Annotated in this window: 14 protein-coding genes and 1 other RNA gene; 9 read left to right on the top strand and 6 right to left on the bottom strand. The window is 60.1% G+C overall.

Going from position 1 to position 21,367, the window contains the following annotated elements:
* Positions 1 to 59 precede the first annotated feature (59 nt).
* Positions 60 to 404 (top strand): YggL family protein, encoded by a 345-nt coding sequence (locus BJ917_RS08420; RefSeq protein WP_007971486.1) that lies wholly within the window; start codon positions 60 to 62, stop codon positions 402 to 404.
* Positions 405 to 541: 137 nt separating this feature from the next.
* Here BJ917_RS08420 and BJ917_RS08415 read toward each other — a convergent pair whose 3' ends face one another.
* Entirely contained in the window at positions 542 to 1,732 is a 1,191-nt protein-coding gene (locus BJ917_RS08415; protein WP_121103047.1) for a benzoate/H(+) symporter BenE family transporter, read from the bottom strand.
* Positions 1,733 to 2,081: 349 nt separating this feature from the next.
* Between BJ917_RS08415 and BJ917_RS08410 the strand changes: the two genes are divergently transcribed.
* Entirely contained in the window at positions 2,082 to 2,846 is a 765-nt protein-coding gene (locus BJ917_RS08410) for a GntR family transcriptional regulator (RefSeq protein WP_096512714.1), read from the top strand.
* Between the two features lie 162 nt (positions 2,847 to 3,008).
* On the opposite strand, the gene guaD is transcribed toward BJ917_RS08410, so the two are convergent.
* The 4 genes from guaD to xdhA form a co-directional block, all read right to left on the bottom strand.
* Positions 3,009 to 4,313: a guanine deaminase gene (gene guaD, locus BJ917_RS08405; protein WP_121103046.1), complete on the bottom strand. Its 1,305-nt coding sequence runs from the start codon at positions 4,311 to 4,313 to the stop codon at positions 3,009 to 3,011.
* A 23-nt stretch (positions 4,314 to 4,336) separates the two neighbouring features.
* Entirely contained in the window at positions 4,337 to 5,179 is an 843-nt protein-coding gene (xdhC, locus tag BJ917_RS08400; RefSeq protein ID WP_121103045.1) for a xanthine dehydrogenase accessory protein XdhC, read from the bottom strand.
* Positions 5,180 to 5,320: 141 nt separating this feature from the next.
* On the bottom strand, positions 5,321 to 7,720 hold the full coding sequence (xdhB, locus tag BJ917_RS08395) for a xanthine dehydrogenase molybdopterin binding subunit (RefSeq protein WP_121103044.1): 2,400 nt from the start codon (positions 7,718 to 7,720) through the stop codon (positions 5,321 to 5,323).
* Positions 7,713 to 9,167, bottom strand: a complete 1,455-nt coding sequence (gene xdhA / locus BJ917_RS08390; protein ID WP_096512710.1) for a xanthine dehydrogenase small subunit — start codon at positions 9,165 to 9,167, stop codon at positions 7,713 to 7,715. Before xdhA ends, xdhB begins: the two co-directional genes overlap by 8 nt.
* Positions 9,168 to 9,433: 266 nt before the next feature.
* On the opposite strand from xdhA, the gene BJ917_RS08385 reads away from it, so the two are divergent.
* The 6 genes from BJ917_RS08385 (at position 9,434) to ffs (ending at position 18,809) form a co-directional block, all read left to right on the top strand.
* Complete coding sequence (locus tag BJ917_RS08385; RefSeq protein ID WP_096512709.1) at positions 9,434 to 10,093, top strand: GntR family transcriptional regulator; 660 nt, start codon at positions 9,434 to 9,436, stop codon at positions 10,091 to 10,093.
* A gap of 2 nt (positions 10,094 to 10,095) precedes the next feature.
* Entirely contained in the window at positions 10,096 to 13,584 is a 3,489-nt protein-coding gene (gene smc, locus BJ917_RS08380; protein WP_121103043.1) for a chromosome segregation protein SMC, read from the top strand.
* Between the two features lie 257 nt (positions 13,585 to 13,841).
* On the top strand, positions 13,842 to 14,702 hold the full coding sequence (gene zipA / locus BJ917_RS08375; RefSeq protein ID WP_096512707.1) for a cell division protein ZipA: 861 nt from the start codon (positions 13,842 to 13,844) through the stop codon (positions 14,700 to 14,702).
* Positions 14,703 to 14,793: 91 nt separating this feature from the next.
* The gene (ligA, locus tag BJ917_RS08370) at positions 14,794 to 17,151 is read left to right on the top strand and encodes an NAD-dependent DNA ligase LigA (RefSeq protein WP_096512706.1); all 2,358 of its coding nucleotides are present in this window, start codon (positions 14,794 to 14,796) and stop codon (positions 17,149 to 17,151) included.
* A gap of 249 nt (positions 17,152 to 17,400) precedes the next feature.
* Positions 17,401 to 18,567 (top strand): putative zinc-binding metallopeptidase, encoded by a 1,167-nt coding sequence (locus tag BJ917_RS08365; protein ID WP_121103042.1) that lies wholly within the window; start codon positions 17,401 to 17,403, stop codon positions 18,565 to 18,567.
* A 145-nt stretch (positions 18,568 to 18,712) separates the two neighbouring features.
* Positions 18,713 to 18,809: signal recognition particle sRNA small type (gene ffs, locus BJ917_RS08360), an RNA gene on the top strand.
* A gap of 175 nt (positions 18,810 to 18,984) precedes the next feature.
* Here ffs and BJ917_RS08355 read toward each other — a convergent pair.
* Positions 18,985 to 19,299, bottom strand: coding sequence for a helix-turn-helix domain-containing protein (locus BJ917_RS08355; RefSeq protein ID WP_096512704.1), 315 nt, complete (start codon positions 19,297 to 19,299; stop codon positions 18,985 to 18,987).
* A 278-nt stretch (positions 19,300 to 19,577) separates the two neighbouring features.
* Between BJ917_RS08355 and BJ917_RS08350 the strand changes: the two genes are divergently transcribed.
* Positions 19,578 to 21,287 (top strand): bifunctional diguanylate cyclase/phosphodiesterase, encoded by a 1,710-nt coding sequence (locus BJ917_RS08350; protein ID WP_096512703.1) that lies wholly within the window; start codon positions 19,578 to 19,580, stop codon positions 21,285 to 21,287.
* Positions 21,288 to 21,367: the final 80 nt, after the last annotated feature.

Below are 21,367 nucleotides of genomic sequence, written 5' to 3'. Positions count from 1 at the left end.
GCAATCGGCGGCTTAAACTGCTAAAGTGCCGGCCGTTATTACTTAAGAGGATTGTTCCAATGGCGACTAACCGTTCCCAGCGTCTGCGCAAAAAACTGTGCGTCGATGAATTTCAAGAGCTGGGTTTCGAACTGAACCTGGATTTCAAAGAAGATTTGGCTGATGAAGCCATTGATGCTTTCCTCGACGCGTTCCTTAAAGAAGCCATGGAAGCCAACGGCCTGGGCTATGTCGGCGGTGACGACTACGGTCTGGTTTGCCTGCAGAAGCGTGGCTCGGTCAGCGCTGAACAGCGCGCTGCCGTTGAAGCCTGGCTCAAGGGCCGCACCGAGCTGACCAGCGTTGAAGTCAGCCCGTTGCTGGACGTCTGGTACCCGGAAAAGCCGATCAATCCGGTAGCTTGATGTCATGAAGAACGGCGACCCAAGGGTCGCCGTTTTTTTATGCCTGCTTTTTCTCTTTGTGGGAGCAAAGCTTGCTCGCAATGGCGCTTTCAAGGACGCCATCGCGAGCAAGCTTTGCTCCTACAGAGGGTGGTTGCTCAGGCTTTGCGCCAGTTCAGGATCACCAGCGTCACCACCCCCGCGACAATCCCCCAGAACGCCGAACCGATGGAAAACAGTGTCAGCCCCGATGCCGTGACCATAAAGGTGATCAGCGCCGCTTCACGTTCCTTCGCTTCGCTCATGGCGATGCTCAAGCCATTGATGATCGAGCCGAACAACGCCAGTGCGGCAATCGACAGCACCAGCTCCTTGGGCAGCGCGGCAAACAGCGCCGCCAGCGTCGCCCCGAACACACCGGCGATCCCGTAGAAGATCCCGCACCAGACCGCTGCCGTATAGCGTTTGTTGCGATCCTCATGGGCGTGCGGCCCGGTGCAGATCGCCGCGCTGATGGCGGCAAGGTTGATCCCGTGGGAACCGAACGGCGCCAGCAGCAACGAAGCAATACCGGTGGTGGTGATCAGCGGCGAGGCCGGCACGCTGTAGCCGTCGGCGCGCAACACGGCAATGCCCGGCATGTTTTGCGACGTCATCGCGACCACGAACAACGGAATGCCGATGCTGATCGTTGCGGCGAAGGAGAAGTGCGGGGTGGTCCAGACCGGCGTGGCCACTTCCAGATGAAAACCGCTGAAATCCAGCAGCCCCATCAACCCCGACAGCGCAGTGCCGATCAACAATGCGGCCAATACCGCATAGCGTGGTGACAGGCGCTTGATCACCAGGTAGGTGAAAAACATGCCCAGCACCAGTGCGGTCCGATGCTGGGCGGCGACGAAGATTTCGCTGCCGATCTTGAACAGAATCCCTGCCAGCAAGGCCGCCGCCAATGACGCGGGGATTTTTTTCACCAGCCGCTCGAAGCTGCCGGTCAGGCCACAAATCGTCACCAGCACCGCGCAGGTAATATAGGCGCCAATGGCTTCGCCATAGCTCACGCCGCCCAGGCTGGTGATCAGCAACGCGGCGCCCGGGGTCGACCAGGCGATGGTGATGGGGGTGCGATAGCGCAACGACAGGCCGATCGAACACACCGCCATGCCAATGGAAATCGCCCAGATCCACGATGAAATCTGCCCACTGGTCAGGCCCGCCGCTTGTCCGGCCTGGAACATCAGCACCAGGGAGCTGGTGTAGCCGGTCATCATGGCGATGAAGCCGGCGACGATGGCCGACGGCGAGGTGTCGGCCAATGGGCGGAGCTGGGTGTGTGTGGCTTCGTTCATGACGGCGATGTTCCTTATACGTACGAAGATGTCCGCGGCAACACAACCCTCTGTAGGAGCTGGCTTGCCAGCGAAGGGGCCATCGGGTTTTGCATAGCCCTTGAGGCCGCCTTCGCTGGCAAGCCAGCTCCTACATGGGATTGCGAATGCCACGGATTCTGCGTTCAAGCCTAAACTCAAATGTAAGCAGGCATTGCCATACAGCAGAAGCGACAAACAGCCGTACAGTCGTGTTGCCACTAACCATTGTGTACAATCGCAGTGTTTTTTACGCGATACTTGCCAGCGACCCACTGTGCCGTATTACAGTCACGGTCAATTCGCCGCAGTTCTCCCGACTCGAGTGCCCATGAACGAACAGTTGCAACCCCTCAAGAAACAACCGCGAGCAGGCAAAGCCGGCCGCAGCGGTACCCAGGACGATATTGTCTACGCGCATATCTTCGAGGCCATCCTCGAACAGCGTCTGGCGCCCGGCACCAAGTTGAGTGAAGAAGCGCTGGGGGAAATTTTCGGGGTCAGCCGCACCATCATTCGCCGTGCGCTGTCGCGCCTGGCCCATGAAGGCGTGGTGTTGCTGCGTCCGAATCGCGGTGCCGTGGTCGCAAGCCCCAGCGTCGAAGAGGCGCGCCAGGTGTTCATGGCCCGGCGTCTGGTCGAGCGGGCGATCACTGAGCTGGCGGTTCAACACGCCACTGCCGAGCAGATTGCCGAGTTGCGACAAATGGTCAACGACGAGCGCGACAGCTTCTCCCGCGGCGACCGCGGTGCCGGCATCCGCCTGTCGGGCGAATTCCACCTGAAACTGGCCGAAGCGGCGAAAAACGCGCCGCTGATCAGTTTCCAGCGCAGCCTGGTGTCCCAAACGTCGCTGATCATCGCCCAGTACGAAAGCGGCAACCGTTCCCACTGCTCCTACGACGAGCACACTCAATTGATCGATGCGATCGAAGCGCGCAACGCTGAGCTGGCGGTGGACCTGATGATGCATCACATGGATCACATCGACAGCAAACTCAACCTCGACGAAGAAAGTGCGTCGGATGATTTGCATGCGGTGTTCTCGCATTTGTTGCAGACCAAGAAGCCAGGGCGGTCGCCAGCGAAAATCTGACCTGTGGGAGCGAGCCTGCTCGCGATGGTCGTTAACGATTACGCGGGGTATCTGATACCCCGCGATGCCCTCTAGTCCATCGCGAGCAGGCTCGCTCCCACAGGGCATAAAAATCCCCCGGAATCTGGCGATTGCGGGGGATTTTTTATGCCCGGAGAAAACTCAGCGCTGATGCACCAGATTCCCCGCCGCATACGTCTGCAGCACCGTCCGGTCATCCCCCAGCGTCATCAATACAAACAACGTTTCGGCAATGTTGTTGGCCTGCTTCAGGCGATAGCCCAGCAATGGCGTGGCGTTGTAGTCCAGCACCAGGAAGTCGGCATCGGTGCCCGGTTGCAGGTTGCCGATCTTGTCTTCCAGGCGTAGCGCGCGGGCGCCGCCGAGGGTGGCCAGGTACAGCGACTTGAACGGACTCAGACGCGCACCTTGCAGCTGCATGACCTTGTACGCCTCGTTGAGGGTTTGCAGCAGCGAGAAACTGGTGCCGCCGCCGACGTCGGTACCCAGACCCACATTCAGTTTGTGCTTTTCGGCCATCGGCAGGTTGAACAGGCCGCTGCCAAGGAAGAAGTTCGAGGTCGGGCAGAACGAGATCGCGGAGCCGGTTTCGGCCAGGCGCGCGCATTCGGCATCACACAGGTGCACGCCGTGGGCGAACACCGAGCGCTCGCCGAGCAACTGGTAGTGATCGTAGACGTCGAGGTAGCCCTTGCGCTCCGGGAACAGCGCCTTGACCCACTCGATTTCCTTGAGGTTTTCGCTGATGTGGGTCTGCATGTACAGATCCGGGTATTCAGTCAGCAACTGGCCGGCCAGGGTGAGCTGTTCCGGAGTGCTGGTGGGCGCGAATCGTGGCGTGACCGCGTAGTGCAGGCGACCCTTGCCGTGCCAGCGCTCGATCAACGCCTTGCTTTCCACGTAGCTGGATTCGGCGGTGTCGGTCAGGTAGTCCGGAGCGTTGCGGTCCATCATCACCTTGCCGGCGATCATCCGCAGATCCAACTGTTGGGCGGCCTCGAAGAACGAGTTCACCGACTGCGGGTGCACGCTGCCGAACACCAGTGCGGTGGTGGTGCCGTTGCGCAGCAGTTCCTTGATGAAAATGTCCGCGACTTCGTCGGCATGGGCTTTATCGGCGAACTGGCTTTCGCACGGGAAGGTGTAAGTGTTGAGCCAGTCCAGCAATTGCTCGCCGTAGGCACCGACCATGCCGGTTTGCGGCAGATGGATGTGGGTGTCGATGAAGCCAGCCGTGATCAGCGCGTCCTGATACTGGGTGATTTCGATGTCCGCCGACAGGGTTGGCAGCAGTTCGCTGACGTGACCCAGGGCACTGATTTTGCCGTTATCGACCACCAGCAGGCCGTCTTCGAAATACTCGTAGGAGGCTTCTATACCCACTTCGGCAGGGTCAGCGATGCTGTGCAGGATGGCGGCGCGGTAGGCTTTGCGAGTCAAAGGCATGGGATTCCCGGTTCTCAGTCTTATCAATTGGACGCTTGGCTGCGGCGTGAAGCGGGCAGCAGTTTGGCAATCGAGCCGGCGCTGGCGGTGTGCTGGCCGAAATTCGCGTTATAGGTGGCGATGATCTCGCCGGCGATGGAGATGGCGATTTCCACAGGCAACTTGCCTTTGACTTCGCCAATCCCCATCGGGCAGCGCATGCGTTGCACGACGCTATTGTCGAAACCGCGGTCGCGCAGGCGATGTTCGAACTTCACCCGTTTGGTCTTCGAACCGATCAGGCCGAAGTAGGCGAAGTCGTTGCGCTTGAGGATCGCGGCGGTGAGTTCGAGGTCGAGCTGATGGTTGTGGGTCATGACGATGCAGTAGCTGCCAGCGGGCAGGTCGTCAATTTCATCCACCGGTTCTTCGCTGACGATCTTGCGCACGCCGTGGGGGATCTGCTCGGGGAACTCTTCTTCCCGCGAATCGATCCAGCGCACCCGGCAGGGCAGGCTGGCGAGCAACGGCACCAGTGCCCGGCCGACATGGCCGGCGCCGAACACGGCAATTTGCGCCTGGACCTGACCCATCGGTTCGAACAGCAATACTGTTGCGCCACCGCAGCACTGGCCGAGGCTGGCGCCAAGGCTGAAGCGCTCCAGATGGGTGTCCTGCTTGCCGCTGGCGAGCATCTCGCGGGCGATCTGCATGGCTTTGTATTCCAGATGCCCGCCACCGATGGTGTCGAAGGTCTGACGGGCACTGATGACCATTTTCGAGCCGGCATTGCGTGGCGTCGAGCCGAGCTCTTCGATGATGGTCACCAGCACGCAGGGCTCTCCCTGGTTTTGCAGGTCGGCGAGGGCGTCGATCCAGTTGTACATATCTCACCTCAACATCTCTGTTGTCTGTTCGGGCCTCATCGCTGGCAAGCCAGCTCCCACAGTGTTTTGTGGTGCCCACAAATTAGGATTCCATGCAAATCCTGTGGGAGCTGGCTTGCCAGCGATGGCCGCAGCTCGGTCCTAGAGCGAAGCCAACTCGGTTTCGGTCTCAACGGTTTTCACCGCCTTCAACTGCCGCATCTGCTCACAACCCCACAACACCCGCTCCGGTGTCGCCGGCGCATCGATTTTCGGTTGATGCCTGTAATCACCCAGGCTCGCCACCGCGTCCTTGATCGCACACCACGAGGCGATGCCGAGCATGAACGGCGGCTCGCCCACGGCCTTGGAGTGGAACACCGTGTCTTCGGGGTTCTTGCGGTTTTCCACCAGCTTCACCCGCAGGTCCAGCGGCATGTCCGCCACGGCCGGGATCTTGTAGCTGGCCGGGCCGTTGGTCATCAGCTTGCCCTTGTTGTTCCACACCAGCTCTTCCATGGTCAGCCAGCCCATGCCCTGGATGAAACCACCCTCGACCTGGCCGATGTCGATAGCCGGATTAAGCGAGGCTCCGACGTCGTGGAGGATGTCGGTGCGCAACATTTTGTATTCGCCGGTCAGCGTGTCGACGAGCACTTCGCAGCACGCCGCACCGAAGGCGAAGTAGTAGAACGGACGACCACGGGACTGGCTGCGGTCGTAGTAGATTTTCGGGGTCTTGTAGAAGCCGGTGCTCGACAGCGACACCTGGGAGAAATACGCCTGCTGGATCAGCGCTTCGAACGTCAGGATGTGATCGCGAACCCGTACGTGACCGTTGTGGAATTCCACATCTTCTTCGCTGACCTTGTACTGCCGCGCAGCAAATTCGATCAGGCGTTTCTTGATGGTTTCCGCCGCGTTCTGCGCGGCTTTACCGTTCAAGTCAGCGCCGCTGGAGGCCGCGGTCGGCGACGTGTTCGGCACTTTGTCGGTATTGGTCGCGGTGATCTGCACGCGGTCCATTTCCACCTGGAACACTTCGGCCACGACCTGCGCGACTTTGGTGTTCAGGCCCTGGCCCATTTCGGTGCCGCCGTGGTTCAGGTGGATGCTGCCGTCGGTGTAGACATGCACCAATGCGCCTGCCTGGTTGAGGAAGCTGGCGGTGAAGGAAATGCCGAATTTCACCGGGGTCAGCGCCAGGCCTTTTTTCAGGATCGGGCTGTTGGCGTTGTAGCGGCGAATTGCTTCGCGGCGCTCGGCGTACTGGCAGCTTTCCTCCAGTTCGGCGGTCATTTCCTCGAGCATGTTGTGCTCGACGGTCTGGTAATAGTGGGTGACGTTGCGCTCGGTCTTGCCGTAGTAGTTGGCCTTGCGCACGGCCAGCGGATCGAGGGCCAGGTGGCGGGCAATGGCGTCCATCACTTCTTCGATGGCGACCATGCCTTGCGGGCCGCCGAAACCACGGTAGGCGGTGTTCGACGCCGTGTTGGTCTTGCAGCGGTGACCGTTGATGGTCGCGTCGCCCAGGTAATACGAGTTGTCGGAGTGGAACATCGCCCGGTCGACAATCGAGTTCGACAAATCCGGCGAGCAGCCGCAGTTACCCGCCAGTTCCAGCTGGATGCCGTGCAGGCGCCCGCTGTCGTCAAAGCCCACGTCGTATTCGACATAGAAAGGGTGGCGCTTGCCGGTCATCAACATGTCTTCGACCCGTGGCAGGCGCATCTTGGTCGGTTGGCCGGTCAGGTGCGCGATCACCGCGCACAGGCAGGCCGGGCTCGCCGCCTGGGTTTCCTTGCCGCCGAAACCACCGCCCATGCGACGCATGTCGACGACGATCTTGTTCATCGACACGTCCAGCACTTCGGCCACCAGTTTCTGCACTTCGGTGGGGTTCTGCGTGGAGCAGTAGACGATCATGCCGCCGTCTTCGGTGGGCATGACCGAAGAAATCTGGGTTTCCAGGTAGAAGTGTTCCTGGCCGCCGATGTGCAACGTGCCCTGGATACGATTTTTCGCGGTCGCCAACGCACCTGCCGAATCACCGCGTTGATGGGTGTGGCTGTCCAGCACGAAATGCTTTTTGCGAAAGGCCTCGACCACGTCCAGCACCGGTTCCAGGTCTTCGTATTCGATCACCGCGGCCATGGCGGCCTTGCGTGCGGTCTCCAGGTCACGGGCGGCCACAGCCATCACTACCTGGCCGACGAACTGCACCGTGTCGATGGCCAGCAACGGATCACCGGGCATCAACGGGCCAATGTCTTTCAGGCCCGGAACATCCTCGTGGGTAATGGCGATGCGTACACCTTCGAAGGCGTAGCACGGCGAAGTGTCGATGCTGATGACTTTCGCGTGGGCGCGGTCCGACAGTCGTGCGTAGACGTGCAACTGGTTCGGAAATTCCAGGCGATCGTCGATGTACTGCGCTTCACCGGACACATGTTTGGCGGCGCTGTCGTGCTTGACGCTGCGGCCGACACCGGTGGTCAGGTCCTTGGCGAACAGTTCAGCCAGTTCGGCCTGAGTCTTCTCTACGGCGTGATGGTTAGACATAAGCGGTCACCCGGGTCTCGATGTGCGGTGTTTGCAGTTCGATGAAGTATTTGCGCAGCAGGTTCTGCGCGCTGAGCAGGCGATATTCCTTGCTGGCGCGGAAGTCCGAGAGCGGGGTGAAGTCCTCCGCCAGTGCGGCGCAGGCGCGCTCGAGGGTGGCGCTGTTGAAGGGCGCATTGCGCAGCACGGTTTCGCAGGCATTGGCGCGTTTCGGGATCGCCGCCATGCCGCCGAACGCCACGCGGGCGTCGGCGATCACGCCGTTTTCAAGGCGGATATTGAACGCGGCGCAGACGGCGGAAATGTCATCGTCCAGGCGCTTGGACACCTTGTAGGCGCGGAACAGTTGTTCGGCACTGGCGCGGGGCACGATGATCTTTTCGATGAACTCGCTTTCCTGACGCGCCGTGACGCGGTAGTCGATGAAGTAATCTTCGAGGGCCATGGTGCGGCGGGTTTCGCCCTTGCACAGGACGATCTGTGCGCCGAGGGCGATCAGCAGCGGTGGCGAGTCACCAATGGGCGAGGCGTTGCCGATGTTGCCGCCCAGGGTGCCTTGGTTGCGAATCTGCAGGGAAGCGAAGCGTTGCAGCAGTTCGCCGAAGTCCGGGTACTCGGCTTTCAAGGCGTCGTAGCAGTCGGAGAGGGCGGTGGCAGCACCGATTTCCAGGCGGTCGTCGAAGCGTTCGATCTTTTTCATCTCGGCGACGTTGCCGACGTAGATCATCACCGGCAGGGTGCGGTGGAACTGCGTCACTTCCAGCGCCAGGTCCGTACCACCGGCCAGCAGGCGGGCTTGTGGATAAGCGTCGTAGAGGTCGGCCAGATCGGCGACGGTCAGCGGTACCAGGCAGCGTTTGTCGCCACTGTTGAGTTCGCCGATGTCGGTGGGCGCGATGGCCTTGAGGCGAGCGATGGTTTCGGCTTCACGGGCATCGAACTGGTCTGGTTGCTTGCCGCAGCAGGACTGTTCGGCCGCTTCCAGGATTGGCCGATAGCCGGTGCAGCGGCAGAGGTTGCCGGCGAGGGCTTCGTGGGCCTTGTGATGATCCGGCGCCTCACTGTTCTTTTGCAGGGCGAACAGCGACATCACGAAACCGGGGGTGCAGAAGCCGCATTGCGAACCGTGGCACTCAACCATGGCTTTCTGCACGCTGTGCAGTTCGCCCTTGTGCTTGAGGTCTTCAACGCTGATCAGTTGTTTGCCGTGCAGGGAGGAAACGAACGTCAGGCACGAATTGAGGCTGCGATAGCGAATGTGCTCGCGGCCCGCGTCATCCACCTGCAACTCGCCGACCACCACGGTGCACGCGCCACAGTCACCGCTGGCGCAGCCTTCTTTGGTGCCGGGTTTGCCCACATGGTCGCGCAGATAATTGAGCACGGTCAGGTTCGGGTCCAGGGCGTGCTCGCTACGGAGTTCCTGGTTAAGTAAAAACTGGATCACGGAAGGCCTCGCAGACTCATTATTGTTGTTAACCGACTTGAACCGAATTTAGCAGGTCTGACTTTCCGGTCAATGATTTTCTGACTTAAAGGTCAGGAAAGTGCATTTCGTCGATCAACCACTCGTTCCTACAGTATTGACCCTCGCGGGATAGGCTGCTTTTTGCTTGAATCGTGCCAAATTCCGCCGGTTGGGCCCTGCGCCATGACGTATCAATTGCGCTACACTGCGCCGCTTGTGCAGATCGAAGAGTTTGAAGGACAACCATGACGTTCAAGGCGCCGGACAGCCTCGCCGAGCAAATCGCTCACCACCTCGCCGAACGCATCATTCGCGGTGAAATGAAGCCCGGAGAGCGCATCCAGGAGCAGAAGGTCACGCAGGCCCTCGACGTCAGCCGTGGTTCGGTCCGCGAGGCCTTGCTGATTCTCGAGCGTCGCCACCTGATCGCGATCCTGCCGCGACGTGGCGCCCATGTGACCGAGCTCACCGCGCACAAGGTGCAGAGCCTGTGCACGCTGATGGGCGAGATGTACATCCTGCTGGCCAACGCCGTGGCCACTGGCTGGAAAGTGCAGGCCGACCTGGCGCCTTTCGTGCAGATCCAGCAGCGCCTGACCGCCAGCTACGAACGCCAGGACATCCATACCTTCGTCGACGACAGTTTCAATGTGATGCGCGCCACGTATCCGTTCGCCAACAATCCTTATCTGCAGGAAACCGTCGAGAATCTGCAGCCGGCCATGAGCCGTGCCTACTTCCTTGCCCTGGATCAGCGCAAGGCCTCGATGAGCGAGTATCTGGAGCTGTTCGAACGCCTGCTCGCCGCCGTGATCGCCCGTGACTTTCCACAGATTCGCCAAGTGCTGACGGCTTATGGCCAGCGTAGTTGCGATCTGGTGATTTCCGCCCTGACGGACGCCTAAGCGTGCGGCTCAAGTGCATCAAGCTGGCAGGGTTCAAATCCTTCGTTGATCCGACCACGGTGAACTTCCCCAGTAACATGGCGGCGGTGGTCGGGCCCAATGGCTGCGGCAAGTCGAACATCATCGACGCCGTGCGTTGGGTGATGGGCGAGAGTTCGGCCAAGAACTTGCGTGGCGAGTCGATGACCGACGTCATCTTCAATGGTTCTACCAGCCGCAAACCCGTAAGCCAGGCGAGCATCGAGCTGGTGTTCGATAACTCCGACGGCACATTGCTCGGTGAATACGCGGCCTATGCGGAAATTTCCATTCGCCGCAAAGTGACCCGCGACAGCCAGACCACTTATTACCTCAACGGCACCAAGTGCCGTCGCCGTGACATCACCGACATTTTCCTCGGCACCGGCCTGGGCCCGCGCAGCTACTCGATCATCGAACAGGGGATGATCTCCAAGCTGATCGAGTCCAAGCCCGAAGACCTGCGCAATTTCATCGAAGAAGCGGCGGGCATCTCCAAATACAAGGAGCGCCGGCGCGAAACCGAAAACCGCATCCGCCGCACCCACGAAAACCTCGCGCGCCTGACCGACCTGCGCGAAGAGCTCGAGCGTCAGCTCGAGCGCTTGCATCGCCAGGCCGAGGCCGCCAAGAAGTATCAGGAGCTCAAGGCCGAAGAACGTCAGCTCAAGGCGCAACTGTCGGCCCTGCGCTGGCAGGATCTGAACGATCAGGTCGGCCAGCGTGAGTCGATCATTGGCACCCAGGAAGTCAGTTTCGAGGCCTTGGTGGCCGAACAGCGTAATGCCGACGCCAGCATCGAACGCTTGCGTGACGGGCACCACGACCTCTCCGAGCGCTTCAATCTGGTGCAGGGACGCTTCTATTCAGTCGGTGGCGACATCGCCCGGGTCGAGCAGAGCATCCAGCATGGTCAGCAACGCCTGCGTCAGCTGCAGGATGACTTGAAGGAAGCCGAGCGCGCGCGCCTGGAAACCGAGTCGCACCTGGGCCATGACCGCACCTTGATGCTGACCCTCGGCGAAGAGCTGGACATGCTCACGCCGGAGCAGGAAGTCACCAGCGCCGCCGCCGAAGAGGCTGCCGCCGCACTGGAAGAATCCGAAGCCACCATGCATGGCTGGCAGGAGCAGTGGGACACGTTCAACCTGACCGCCGCCGAGCCGCGACGCCAGTCCGAAGTTCAACAGTCGCGAATCCAGCAGCTGGAAACCAGCCTGGAACGCCTGGCCGATCGCCAGAAGCGCTTGGGCGAAGAACGCGCCTTGCTGTCGGCGGACCCGGAAGACCAGGCGATCATGGAACTCAGCGAGCAACTCGCTGAATCCGAGGCGACCCTGGAGGATTTACAGACCAGTGAAGAAGCTCAGGTCGAAAAGCTTGAGCAGCTTCGCCAGCAATTGCAGCAGGCGCTGTCCGCGCAGCAGCAGGCCCAGGGCGAACTGCAACGGCTCAATGGCCGGTTGGCCTCGCTGGAAGCCTTGCAGCAAGCCGCGCTCGATCCAGGCACTGGCACCGCCGAGTGGCTGCGCGAACAGCATCTGGCCGATCGCCCGCGCCTGGCTGAGGGCCTGAAAGTAGAAGCCGGTTGGGAACTGGCGGTGGAAACCGTGCTGGGCGCCGATCTGCAAGCCGTGCTGGTGGACGATTTCAACGATTTCGATTTGTCCGGGTTTACCCAGGGCGACCTGCGTTTGCTCAGCCCGGCCAGTGATGGCGTGCGTGTGCCGGGCAGCTTGCTCGACAAGGTCGAGGCGCAAGTCGATCTGTCGCCGTGGCTGGGCCAGGTCAAACCGGTCGAAAGCCTTGAGCAGGCCCTGAGTTTGCGCGGTCAGCTGGCTGCCGGGCAGAGTCTGATCAGCCGCGACGGTTACTGGGTCGGTCGGCATTTTCTGCGTGTACGCCGAGCCAGCGAAGCGGAAAGTGGCATGCTGGCCCGCGGTCAGGAAATCCAGCAACTGGGCCTCGATCGCGAAGCGCTTGAAGCCACCGTCGAAACCCTGGAAAGCCAGCTTCAAAATCTCAGGGCGCAACAGCGTCAACAGGAAAATGGCCGCGAACATTTGCGTCGCTTGTTGCAAGACGAAGCCCGTCAACAAGGCGAATTGAAAGCCCAGTTGTCGGCCGGCAAAGCCAAGGCCGAGCAGTTGGCCTTGCGTCGCACCCGCCTCGACGAAGAAATCGCCGAGTTGACCGAGCAGCGCGCGCTGGAGCACGAAAACATCGGCGAAGCGCGCCTGCAATTGCAGGAAGCCCTCGACAGCATGGCGCTGGACACCGAGCAGCGCGAGTTGCTGCTGGCCCAGCGCGACAGCTTGCGTGAGCGGCTTGACCGGGTGCGTCAGGAAGCGCGGCAGCACAAGGATCATGCCCATCAACTGGCGGTGCGCCTGGGCTCGCTCAAGGCGCAGCACGATTCGACGCGCCAGGCGCTGGAGCGTCTGGAAATGCAGTCCGAACGCCTCACCGAAAAGCGTGAGCAGTTGAGCCTCAATCTGGAGGAGGGTGAAGCGCCGCTGGAAGAGCTGCGGCTGAAACTCGAAGAGTTGCTCGACAAGCGCATGACCGTCGACGAAGAACTCAAGACCGCGCAAATCGCCCTGGAAGATGCCGACCGCGAATTGCGCGATGCCGAAAAGCGCCGCAGCCAGGCCGAGCAGCAATCGCAGTTGATCCGCAGCCAGCTCGAACAGCAGCGCATGGAATGGCAAGCCCTGACCGTGCGGCGCAAGGCCTTGCAGGACCAGTTGATCGAAGACGGTTACGACCTGCATGGCGTGCTCGCCACGCTGACCGCCGAGGCCAGCGAAAAAGCCGCCGAGGAAGAGCTTGAACGCATCGCCGCGCGTATACAGCGCCTGGGCGCGATCAACCTCGCGGCCATCGACGAATACCAGCAACAATCCGAGCGTAAACGTTATCTGGATGCGCAGGACGCCGATCTGGTGGAGGCGCTCGAGACGCTGGAAAACGTGATTCGCAAGATCGACAAGGAAACCCGCAACCGCTTCAAGGATACCTTTGATCAGATCAATGGCGGTTTACAGGCGCTTTTCCCAAAAGTTTTCGGTGGAGGTCGCGCGTATTTGGAACTGACGGGCGAAGATCTACTCGATACAGGGGTGACGATCATGGCGCAACCGCCCGGAAAGAAGAACAGCACCATCCATTTGCTCTCCGGTGGCGAAAAAGCCCTGACGGCATTGGCCCTGGTTTTTGCGATCTTCAAGTTGAACCCGGCGCCGTTCTGCATGCTCGATGAGGTGGACGCGCCATTGGATGACGCTAACGTGGGACGCTACGCACGACTGGTCAAAGAGATGTCGCAGACGGTGCAGTTCATCTATATCACCCACAACAAGATCGCCATGGAAATGGCCGAACAACTGATGGGGGTGACGATGCACGAGCCGGGGTGTTCACGTCTGGTGGCCGTGGATGTCGAGGAGGCGATGGCGATGGTGGAGGCTTGAGTTGTCTCTGTAGGATAGGTACTACTGACGTGTAGGACTTTTTTACTTGTCCTGAGTTGCTGGCCAATCGACATATTCGCTGAAGCCTATGTGACAGACGGTGTAAAGTTACCTTTGGTCGTGCTAGTTTAATGTCAATTTTTCGTATACGTGGGCAAAACACCTGTCAGAACATAGAGTTGGCGCCACGTTTTAAAGGTGTTTACAGGTTGTAAACCCCTTATTTTTCAGCATTTTTTATAGAGGCACGGGATTACATGGAAATCGGTCTGCGCGAGTGGCTGATCGTCATCGGCATTATTGTCATTGCCGGTATTCTTTTTGATGGCTGGCGCCGTATGCGCGGCGGCAAGGGAAAACTGAAATTCCGTCTTGACCGAAGTCTGTCCAACCTGCCGGACGAGGACACCAGCGCCGAGCTGTTGGGCCCGTCCCGCGTGCTGGACGACCATAAGGAACCGCATCTGGACGAGCAGGATCTGCCGTCGGTGAGCATGCCGGCGCGCGAGCCTCGCGAAACCCGTGAATCGGGTTCCAAGCGCGGCAAGCGTGGTGGCGAGCCGTCCCAGGGCGACCTGAACCTCAATCTCGATCTGGACGGCGGCCCAGGCTTCAGCAGCCGCGACGACGATTTTGTCGAAGACACCAAGGCTTCGGCTGCGGTCAGCGAAAAAGATCAGCCGCAAGCCGAAGAAGTGCTGGTGATCAGCGTGATTTGCCGCGACGCCGCCGGCTTCAAAGGCCCGGCGTTGTTGCAGAACATTCTGGAAAGCGGTCTGCGTTTTGGCGAAATGGACATCTTCCATCGTCACGAAAGCATGGCCGGCAATGGCGAAGTTCTGTTCTCCATGGCCAATGCGGTCAAGCCAGGCGTTTTTGATCTGGATGACATCGACCACTTCAGTACCCCGGCGGTGAGCTTCTTCCTGGGGCTGCCAGGCCCGCGTCATCCCAAGCAAGCCTTCGACGTGATGGTGGCCGCGGCGCGCAAACTGTCCCAGGAGCTGAATGGCGAACTGAAAGACGATCAGCGCAGCGTGTTGACCGCCCAGACGATCGAACACTACCGTCAGCGCATCGTTGAATTCGAGCGTCGCGCCCTGACCCAGAAACGTTGATTCAAAAGGTTGTTCCCGCGCCGGGCGCGGGACGATCGGCACAATAGATTGAGCAGCCTCGGCTGCTCTTTTGCTTTATGAGAGAACACCGATGACTGCCGCCAAAAACCGCATTCTAGAGCTGCGTGCCGAGCTGGATCTGCACAATTACCGCTATCACGTGCTGGACGAGCCGAGCATTCCGGACGCCGAGTATGATCGGCTGTTCAACGAGCTCAAGGCGCTTGAAGCCGCTAATCCCGAACTGATCACCAGCGACTCGCCGACCCAGCGAGTGGGCAGCGAGGCGTTGTCGGCATTCACTCAGGTGCGCCACGAAGTGCCGATGCTCAGCCTCGGCAATGCCTTCGAAGAAACCGACATGCGCGAGTTTGATCGTCGGGTGACCGAGGGGCTGGACTTGCCGGCTGGTGATCTGTTCGGTGGTGGCGCTGCGGTTGAATACAGCTGCGAGCCCAAGCTCGATGGTCTGGCGGTCAGTCTGTTGTATCAGGATGGCGTGCTGGTGCGCGGCGCCACGCGCGGCGACGGCACCACCGGCGAAGACATCAGCGTCAATGTGCGCACCGTGCGCAACATCCCGCTCAAACTGCACGGCACCGGTTGGCCACCGACCCTGGAAGTGCGGGGGGAAGTGTTCATGTCCAAGGCCGGATTCGAGCGGCTCAATGCCACGCAACTGGAGGTCGGCGGCAAGACGTTCGCCAACCCGCGCAATGCGGCGGCGGGCAGCTTGCGGCAACTGGATTCGAAGATCACCGCCAACCGGCCATTGGAATTCTGCTGCTACGGCATCGGCCAGGTGTCCGCGGATATTGCCGACACGCACATTGGTAATCTGCAGCAGCTCAAGGCCTGGGGCATGCCGATCAGTCATGAGCTGAAACTGGCGAACGGTATCGATGAGTGCCTGGACTACTATCGCGACATTGGCGAGCGGCGCAATGCGTTGCCCTATGAAATCGATGGCGTGGTGTTCAAGGTCAACAGCATTGCCTCCCAGCGCGAGCTGGGTTTCCGTGCCCGTGAGCCGCGCTGGGCCATCGCCCATAAATTTCCGGCCATGGAAGAACTCACCGAGTTGCTCGATGTGGAGTTCCAGGTTGGCCGCACCGGCGCCGTCACGCCAGTGGCGCGCCTGAAACCGGTCAAGGTGGCGGGTGTCACCGTGGCGAATGCGACGCTGCACAACATGGATGAGGTGGCGCGACTGGGGCTGATGATCGGCGACACAGTGATCATCCGCCGCGCCGGCGACGTGATTCCGCAAGTGGTGCAAGTGGTCACCGAGCGGCGTCCGGACAACGCGCGGCCGGTGCAGATTCCGGAGCAGTGCCCGGTCTGCGGTTCCCATGTCGAGCGCACGCAACTGGTCAAGCGTAGCAAGGGTCGCGAGACCGTCAGCGAAGGTGCGGTCTATCGCTGTGTCGGTCGACTGGCCTGTGGCGCGCAACTCAAGCAGGCGATCATTCACTTCGTTTCCCGTCGGGCGATGGACATCGAGGGCCTGGGCGACAAGAGCGTCGAACAATTGGTGGATGAAGGTCTGGTGAGTTCGCCCGCGGATCTCTACGCCCTGAAGTTCGAGGACATTGTCGACCTGGAAGGCTTTGCCGAACTGTCGAGCAGGAAGTTGCTCGGCGCCATCGAAGACAGCAAGAAGCCAGGCCTGGCGCGCTTCATCTATGCCCTCGGGATTCCCGATGTCGGCGAAGAGACGGCCAAGGTGCTGGCGCGCTCCCTGGGCTCGTTGGCGCGGGTGCAGCAAGCACTGCCGCAAGTGCTGACGTACTTGCCGGATGTTGGCCTGGAAGTGGCTCACGAGATTCACAGCTTCTTTGAGGATGCGCATAACCAGCAGGTCATCGCCGATCTGCTCAAGCACGGGTTGCAGATTCAGGATCAGGGCGAGCTGGGCGCCGAATTTGCCGCCAGCACGACACTCGGTGGTTTCCTCGACAAGCTGCACATTCCTTCGGTCGGGCCGGGCGGGGCGCAGAAGCTGGCCGACAAATTCGGATCGCTGCAAGGGGTGATCGACGCCGACTGGCTGGACATGCGTCAGGCGCTGCCGGAGAAGCAGGCCAATTCGGTTCGTGAGTTTTTTGCAGTCGAGGACAATCGCCTGCTGGCCGCGGCGGCCGAAACGCAATTGGCCGAATTCGGCATGCACTGGCACAGCGAAAAGAAAGTCGTCGAAGGTTTGCCGTTGGCCGGCCAGACCTGGGTGCTGACCGGTTCGTTGGAGCTGATGAGCCGCGATGTGGCCAAGGAGAAACTTGAAAGCCTCGGCGCGAAGGTCGCCGGCTCGGTATCGGCCAAGACCCATTGCGTGGTGGCGGGGCCGGGGGCAGGGTCGAAATTGACCAAGGCCAACGAGCTGGGGCTGAAGGTGCTGGATGAAGAGGCGTTTGTCGGATTTCTGAGTACGCACGGCCTATCGGTGTGAGGCCATTCGCTGGCAAGCCGGCTCCTGCAGGACCTATGCGATCTTTGTAGGAGCCGGCTTGCTGGCGAAGCTGGCGACGCGGTGTGTCAAGCATGCCGCCTTCGCTGGCAAGCCAGCTCCTACAGGGTTTACGCGATCTTTGTAGGAGCTGGCTTGCCAGCGAAAGCGATCTCAGCCCGCTCACAAATATCGGGAACGATCGTCGATCAGGAATGATCTAGTCTTGGCAAGCCCCAGGGAGAGATCGCCATGTACCGTTTCTTCGAACAGCTCAGTTCGCGCCTCGCCGCGCCTTTCAAAGGCGATAGTTCGCGCAATAGCAAGGTCTGGCCCTGTCGTTGCGGGCAGTCGCTGTTCTTTCGCAACAGCCAGTGCCTGGCCTGTTCCGCGGCGTTGGGTTATCAGCCGGAGCAGAGTCGCTTGTCCTCGCTGCAACCGGGGGCGCAAACGGGCACCTGGCTCCTTGATGCCGATCCTGGCGCAGGCCTGTTTCACCGTTGCGCCAACCTCGATTCCCCGGCCGCCTGCAATTGGTTGCTACCTGCCCATGATCAGGGTGCCTTGTGTATCGCCTGTAGCCTGAATCGCACTATTCCTGATCTATCGATAGCCGAAAACCACGAACGCTGGCGCAAGGTGGAAACCGCCAAGCGGCGTCTGGTGGCGCAATTGGTCAGTTTGGGTTTGCAGGTGATTCCCAAGACTGTCGACGAGGCGGCGGGCCTGGCCTTCGATTTCATAGGTGTCGACCTTGAAGGCAAGCCACCCACCACCGGCCACGCGAACGGTCTGATCACCCTTGATATCAAAGAAGCCGACGATGCCCATCGCGAACAGGTGCGGGTACAGATGCACGAACCCTATCGCACCCTGCTTGGGCACTTCCGTCACGAAGTAGGGCACTACTACTGGGACCGTTTGATCGCTGGCAATGATTGGCTGGAACCATTCCGCGGGCTGTTCGGCGATGAGCGCGCCAGCTACGCCGAGGCGCTGGATCGGCATTATCAACAAGGTGCCCCCCTTGATTGGCAGCAGCACTACGTCAGCGCCTACGCCACGATGCACCCGTGGGAGGACTGGGCTGAAACCTGGGCGCACTACCTGCACATGATGGACGCGGTGGATACGGCGCTGGGGTTTGGCATGAGCGCCCGGGAAATGGACTTCGACTATCAGCCATTTCCGCTGGATACCCTCTACGACCCGCAACATCCGGGCGGGGCGGCGTTCCTGTCGTTCGTCAACGCCTGGATCGAACTGGCCGGCATGCTCAATGAGCTGTCGCGCAGCATGGGCCAGCCGGATTTTTATCCCTTCGTGCTGCCACCGGCGGTGATCGCCAAGCTGCACTTTATTCATCTGGTCATTCAGCGCGAGGGGGGCAGGGCGGACGAGGTCTTGCAGGACCTGTAGAGACTGCCGGACGCTGCGATCTTTCGGGCGTTCTGCATGTCATTGAAGCAGCTATATTTTTTAATCCGCCCGAACGGTTGTAACTTCGTCTCAGATAGGTACAATGGCGCGGCTCGCCGTCAGGTGAGCGTCGTTATGGTGACCCCATCGGTCCCCCCGCAACGATCAGCCGTGAACCCGGTCAGGCCTGGAAGGGAGCAGCCGCAGCGGTGACATTGTGTGCCGGGGTGTGGCTGGTGGGGTCGCCACCTTAACGCCACGCGAACCCTCTTCGTGTTTCTATATGAAAGTACTTTTATTGCACTGCCATGGACCAAGTCCATAGCGGTTTTTTGTCGTTTCCGATTCAGGCTACGACATAAAAAGGAGGCTGACCTGTCAGCATGACAAGTCGGCCTCCTTTTTTCTTTTCTGGCACTAAGGCTTGGACAAGGCCTGGTCAACCGCTGCGATCAGCTTTCCCAGATCCTTCGGGGTGGCTTTATGTACGACATCGAACAGATACGCCCGCTGTTCATCTTCTTCGCCCAGATCGGCGAAAAAGGCTTTCAGCTTCACGCCCAGCACATTGGCAAGCAGGAACAGTACGTCCACGCTGGGGGTATAGGTGCCGGTTTCGAAGCGGCTGATGGTTTTGGGGTCAAAACCGGTTTTTTCGCCAAGTTCAGCCTGAGTAAGCCCCGCGACCTTGCGGTAGCGCCGAATGGCCGGACCCAAACTTGAAATTTGCATCGCTCAATTCCCATTTAGAATCAAGAACTTAACGATAGATTTTTGCATTATACAACTGCATGATCCATCACCTTGCTTTGCAAAATGTGATGCGTTTCGTAGAATCGCCGCCCTGAAGGCGCGTTGGGTGACCTGTTCCCGGAAGTTGGAACGCAGTAAATGAACCACTATCGCGCGCACTCGCAGGATTGCGAGTGCCCAGGTTCGACAAAAATATTACCAGTATTGGTGTTGCTGCCTTAAACGGGTTCCACCGCCAGTGACAGCGAGTCTGACTCATGGATGAGAAGTACCGCAGGGCCGTGGATGCCGCCGCCATTTTTTCCGAGACCGATCTGACCGGCCGGATTACCCACGTCAACGATCAATTCTGTGCGATCTCGGGCTACAGCCGCGAGGAGTTGCTTGGGCAGAACCATCGCATGCTCAATTCCGGCATGCATTCGGCCGAGTTTTTCGTCGGGATGTGGCGCACCATCGCCTCGGGCAATGTCTGGAAGGGTGAAATCTGCAATCGCACCAAGGACGGGAGCCTGTATTGGGTCGAAAGCACCATGGTGCCGGTACTCGATAAAGCCACTGGGCGCATCGAGCGCTATTTATCGATTCGTTTCGATATCAGCGAGAAGCGTCAGTTGCTGCACTCCCTGCAATGGCGGGTCGGGCATGACGTGTTGACCGGGCTGCCCAATCGCGCGTTTCTATCGGACTTGCTGGATCAGGCGCTGGAGTTTTCGCGGCAGGAAGGCATCCCGCTGGCGGTGTGCATGCTTGACCTCGACGGCTTCAAGGCGGTCAACGATGGCTACGGGCATGCCAGCGGTGATCTTTTATTGGTGGAAGTAGCCAAACGATTGCGCGGCATCGTACGTGGCGAAGATGTGGTGGCGCGGCTGGCCGGGGATGAGTTCGTGCTGGTACTGCGTTATGTGCGCGATTTGCCGGAATTGCGCGCGGCACTGAACCGGGTGCTGGAGGCGATTTCCGCGCCGTACTCGCTCAGTGGCAAGGACATCAATGTGTTTGCCAGTATCGGCGTCACACTGTTTCCTCATGACCATGAAGATGCTGAAACTCTGTTGCGCCATGCCGATCAGGCGATGTATGTGGCCAAGCAGAGCGGCCGCAAACGCTTTCATCTATTCGACGTATCCCGGGATCGGGAGGTCAAGGCCACTCACCAGACAGTCGAACGGGTGCGCCAGGCGCTGGCCGCCGATGAATTGCGCCTGCATTACCAGCCCAAGGTCAACATGCGCCATGGTGAGGTCGTCGGGTTCGAGGCGTTGCTGCGCTGGGAGCATCCGCAACAGGGCATCGTGCCGGCCCGGGCGTTCTTGCCGCTGGTGGAAGAAACCGACCTGATTATCGACATCGGCGAGTGGGTGATGGACCAGGTGCTGACGCAACTGGATCAGTGGCAGCAGGCCGGCCATGACTGGCCGGTGAGCATCAACATCGCGGCACGGCATTTTCAGCGGGCGGATTTTGTCGAGAGGCTTAAAAAAGTGCTGGCACGACATGCCAGAGTCGCGCCGCAGCGGCTTGACCTGGAAATCGTCGAGTCGGTCGCCATTGAAAATATCCAGCACGTCAGCGATTGCTTGCAGGCCTGCCAGGCGCTGGGGGTGCAATTTTCATTGGGGGATTTCGGCACGGGTTATTCTTCCCTGAGCTACCTCAAGCGCCTGCGCACCCAAACCATCAAGGTCGATAAATCCTTTGTGCGCGACATTCTGCAAGACGGCGACGATCTTGCCCTGACCACCGCGATCATCGGCCTGGCCCGGGCGTTTGGCCGGCAGGTGATTGCCGAGGGGCTGGAAAGCGTCGAGCACGGTGAGTTGCTGATGCGGTTGGGCTGCGACGTGGCCCAGGGCTATTTCATCGCCCGCCCGATGCCGCCGGCAGAGGTGCCGGGGTGGGTCGCAGGGTTTGTCGTGCCGCTGAAATGGCGGGTGCTGGATCAAACGGCGTCAGGCGCATGAAAATGCAATGTGGGAGCGAGCCTGCTCGCGAAGGCGGCGTCACATTCGGCATCCATGAGACTGACAATCCGCATTCGCGA

It is taken from the genome of Pseudomonas sp. WPR_5_2, from assembly GCF_003634475.1.
Classification (GTDB): domain Bacteria; phylum Pseudomonadota; class Gammaproteobacteria; order Pseudomonadales; family Pseudomonadaceae; genus Aquipseudomonas; species Aquipseudomonas izuensis.
Note: the sequence above shows the minus strand (reverse complement) of the source record. Positions and strands in the feature narration are given on the sequence as shown.

What these genes read in the sequence shown, in the direction of transcription:
- BJ917_RS08350 (WP_096512703.1), top strand. Translation starts at nt 19,578, where the DNA reads ATGGATGAGAAGTACCGCAGGGCCGTGGATGCCGCCGCCATTTTTTCC.
- BJ917_RS08420 (WP_007971486.1), top strand. Translation starts at nt 60, where the DNA reads ATGGCGACTAACCGTTCCCAGCGTCTGCGCAAAAAACTGTGCGTCGAT.
- BJ917_RS08365 (WP_121103042.1), top strand. Translation starts at nt 17,401, where the DNA reads ATGTACCGTTTCTTCGAACAGCTCAGTTCGCGCCTCGCCGCGCCTTTC.
- ligA (WP_096512706.1), top strand. Translation starts at nt 14,794, where the DNA reads ATGACTGCCGCCAAAAACCGCATTCTAGAGCTGCGTGCCGAGCTGGAT.
- zipA (WP_096512707.1), top strand. Translation starts at nt 13,842, where the DNA reads ATGGAAATCGGTCTGCGCGAGTGGCTGATCGTCATCGGCATTATTGTC.
- xdhB (WP_121103044.1), bottom strand. Translation starts at nt 7,720, where the DNA reads ATGTCTAACCATCACGCCGTAGAGAAGACTCAGGCCGAACTGGCTGAA.
- BJ917_RS08385 (WP_096512709.1), top strand. Translation starts at nt 9,434, where the DNA reads ATGACGTTCAAGGCGCCGGACAGCCTCGCCGAGCAAATCGCTCACCAC.
- BJ917_RS08355 (WP_096512704.1), bottom strand. Translation starts at nt 19,299, where the DNA reads ATGCAAATTTCAAGTTTGGGTCCGGCCATTCGGCGCTACCGCAAGGTC.
- BJ917_RS08415 (WP_121103047.1), bottom strand. Translation starts at nt 1,732, where the DNA reads ATGAACGAAGCCACACACACCCAGCTCCGCCCATTGGCCGACACCTCG.
- guaD (WP_121103046.1), bottom strand. Translation starts at nt 4,313, where the DNA reads ATGCCTTTGACTCGCAAAGCCTACCGCGCCGCCATCCTGCACAGCATC.
- BJ917_RS08410 (WP_096512714.1), top strand. Translation starts at nt 2,082, where the DNA reads ATGAACGAACAGTTGCAACCCCTCAAGAAACAACCGCGAGCAGGCAAA.
- xdhC (WP_121103045.1), bottom strand. Translation starts at nt 5,179, where the DNA reads ATGTACAACTGGATCGACGCCCTCGCCGACCTGCAAAACCAGGGAGAG.